At 43.0% G+C, this 3,058-nt stretch carries 3 protein-coding genes; all 3 read left to right on the top strand.

All coding sequences use genetic code 11. The features are described from left to right. Positions 1-92: 92 nt before the first annotated feature. The 3 genes from tyrR to AB4496_RS12435 all read left to right on the top strand — a co-directional run bounded on the left by tyrR (position 93) and on the right by AB4496_RS12435 (position 2,891). Positions 93-1,637, top strand: a complete 1,545-nt coding sequence (tyrR, locus tag AB4496_RS12445) for a transcriptional regulator TyrR (RefSeq protein WP_102249796.1) — start codon at positions 93-95, stop codon at positions 1,635-1,637. A gap of 72 nt (positions 1,638-1,709) precedes the next feature. Then, positions 1,710-2,297, top strand: a complete 588-nt coding sequence (rimJ, locus tag AB4496_RS12440) for a ribosomal protein S5-alanine N-acetyltransferase (protein ID WP_009847025.1) — start codon at positions 1,710-1,712, stop codon at positions 2,295-2,297. 120 nt (positions 2,298-2,417) lie between these two features. After that, positions 2,418-2,891, top strand: a complete 474-nt coding sequence (locus AB4496_RS12435) for a DUF2947 domain-containing protein (protein ID WP_029222863.1) — start codon at positions 2,418-2,420, stop codon at positions 2,889-2,891. Positions 2,892-3,058 lie beyond the last annotated feature (167 nt).

Raw genomic sequence — 3,058 nt, 5'->3', positions numbered from 1 at the left:
AGTAAACATATGTTTACTCTTCTTCTTGACTGAACTTAGAGCTTAATTCACACTACTGTCAACTTATCCTGACACCTATAATAGGACTATTTGTGCGTCTTGAAGTATTGTGTGAAGACAGACTCGGCTTAACGCGTGAGTTGCTCGATATCTTGGCCTCAAAAAGCATTGATTTACGAGGAATCGAAATTGATGTTAAAGGTATTATTTACCTAAATTGCCCGGATATTAATTTTGATGCTTTTAGTGAACTTATGGCTGAAATTCGCCGAATTTCAGGTGTGAAGGATGTACGTAAAATCCAGTTTATGCCAAGCGAAAGGCATAACACTGAACTGATTGCCCTGCTGGCAAACCTACCTGATCCTGTGATTGCGATTGACCTTAAAGGCTCAGTCGACATGGCAAACCACGCTGCATTGAACCTCTTCAACAAACAAGAAGAAGAAGTGATCGGTGAGCCACTAGCGACGTTCGTTCCTAGCTTCAACTTCGCTCGTTGGATTGAAGGCGATGTAACGCGTCACCGTGAAGTCGTGGTGCTAGATGGTCTAGATTTCTCTATTGAAATTCTGCCTATTTATCTAGGTGGTGATGTCAACGAGGCGGTACTGGCGAGTGCAGTAATGACGATTCGTTCTTGTAACCAAGAAATGAACGCGCCAGACGCCATCCCTGAACAGAATAACCTAGGTTTTGAACACTTTGTTGGTGTCTCTAATCGCCATAAAGCCTTGATCAGTCAAGCTAAGAAACTGGCTATGCTAGATCAACCTCTGCTTATTGAAGGGGATACAGGTACGGGTAAAGAGATGCTGGCGAAATCGTGTCATAACCGTTCAAATCGATCTTCTTTTCCATTTTTGATTCTAAGCTGTGCATCAATGCCTGATGACGTAGCAGAAACGGAATTGTTTGGACATGCACCGGGCTCATTCAACCATGAGCAAGGTCATAAAGGCATCTTTGAACAAGCGAATGGCGGTACGGTATTCTTAGATGAAATCGGCGAAATGAGCCCGCATCTACAAATCAAACTGCTGCGTTTCCTACAAGATGGTTCATTCCGTCGTGTTGGTGAAGAAGAAGAGATGCACGCGGATGTTCGTATTATCGCATCAACGCGCCATCGCCTTTCTGAATTAGCCGACTCGGGCTCGTTTCGTGAAGATCTGTTCTACCGCTTGAACGTACTGACTTTGTCGATTCCTGCTTTGCGTGAACGTTCAAACGATGTTGCGCCATTACTGGAGCTATTCGTTGCAAAGTACGCACAGCAGTTAGGTATGTTAAAACCAAAGTTGACTCAAGAACTAATCGACCAATTAGGTAACTACCAATGGCCAGGCAATATTCGTCAGTTAGACAACATGGTTCTACGTGCACTAACAGAGTTGGATTCAGATACGTTAACGGTTGAGCAATTCCACCTGCCACAGCTTGACACTATGACTGCTGGAATGGCGAATTTAAGCTTAGACGGCTCGCTAGACGAGATCATGAAAGACTATGAATCTCAGATTTTAGAGAAGCTTTATCAGTCATTCCCATCAAGCCGTAAGCTTGCTAAACGTTTGAATGTATCTCACACCTCAATTGCGAATAAGCTTCGTGATTACGGTATCAGAAAGAGCTGATGATATTAGACTGCTAAATTCGGTAAGAGTGAGGCGGTAACGAAAAAGAGACAAAAGAATAAGAACAAGACTATGGAAGATTCGAGTACGCAGCAACGTATTGATAAACGTGATGGCAACCTAATTTTACGAACGGCTGAGATCTATGATGCGAGCATGATCAGTGAGTACTTTCAGGTGAACAGAGAGTACCTTAAGCCTTGGGAACCTACCCGAGAGGATGCGTTCTTTGACAGAGCGGATTGGGCTCAACGGCTGATTAAGTTAAACGAACTCCATAAATTGGGGCTAGGCTATTATTGCTTGTTGATTAATGCTGATTCAAATGAAATGTTAGGTACCATATCGTTCAGTAATTTGTCTCGTTTCCCGTTCTACGCTTGTAATGTCGGTTACTCATTGGCGCAAAGTGCACAGGGCCACGGTTACATGCGCAGAGGCTTGAGCATGGCTAAAGACTACATGTTTGATGTGCAGAACATGCACCGCTTAATGGCGGGCTATATGCCTCACAACGAACGAAGTGCGGGTGTATTAGAGCATCTTGGTTTTGTTCGAGAAGGTTTTGCCAAAGATTACCTACAGATTAACGGTAAATGGGAAGATCACGTGTTGACGGCACTGGTAAACCCAAACTGGCAAGATAAACGCTCCGTGTGAGTGTAAAACATTGAATTTAGATACAGCGGAGAACATAAATAAAATTAAGTCATCGCTGTATCGAAAGAACATATAGGCATGGTAAGCCCATAAGCCTGAGAAGATATTTGAGGAATTTTGATGTCATATACAACTTTGGAAGAATACCAAAGAAAATGGATTTTCACTCACCAGTCAATGCCACTACCCGCTGAAGATTTGGAAAAGATAAAACCAATGACACAGGCAAGGGCATCTCAGTTTTGGAAAGAGAACGTAAGCCCTCAAAGCCCTGATGCTGAGAGACTAAGTTCGCAAGACTGGCCGAGCAAGGCATCTAACTGGAACGAAGAGATCAGCTGGATGGCAAATTGGGAAGCCGATGAGCCTGAAATGCCAGAAGAGATCCTTAACTTCATTGATTGGCAAGATGACGTAACTGTTTATTTTTGTTATGAAAAATATAACATTCTCGAAACTAAGTGGTCAGTTTTTAAGAAGCACTGGAAAAACTTTTTGTTCTACGATGATGGCCCTATTTTACTAGGTCGCCGTCGTTCAGAAGCACTTTGGTTTGCTACAAATGGTACGGTTAAAATTGGTAACCGTGCTTAAGTTCGGTGTGATTTAATCGTGCGAGTGTTGACGATCCGATCAACAGATAGACAGACAAAAAGCGAGCATTGAGCTCGCTTTTTTTATGCCTAACGATCTTCGAAGATCACCGGGAGGAAACGATTATTTTACCTCAGCTGAGGATGACTATTTTTACAGACATAGAG

It is taken from the genome of Vibrio sp. 10N.222.46.A1, from assembly GCF_041473595.1.
GTDB lineage: Bacteria > Pseudomonadota > Gammaproteobacteria > Enterobacterales > Vibrionaceae > Vibrio > Vibrio tasmaniensis_A.
The sequence above is the reverse complement of the archived record's forward strand: the minus strand, read 5'-3'. Positions and strand labels throughout refer to the sequence as shown.

What these genes read in the sequence shown, in the direction of transcription:
- rimJ (WP_009847025.1), top strand. Translation starts at nt 1,710, where the DNA reads ATGGAAGATTCGAGTACGCAGCAACGTATTGATAAACGTGATGGCAAC.
- AB4496_RS12435 (WP_029222863.1), top strand. Translation starts at nt 2,418, where the DNA reads ATGTCATATACAACTTTGGAAGAATACCAAAGAAAATGGATTTTCACT.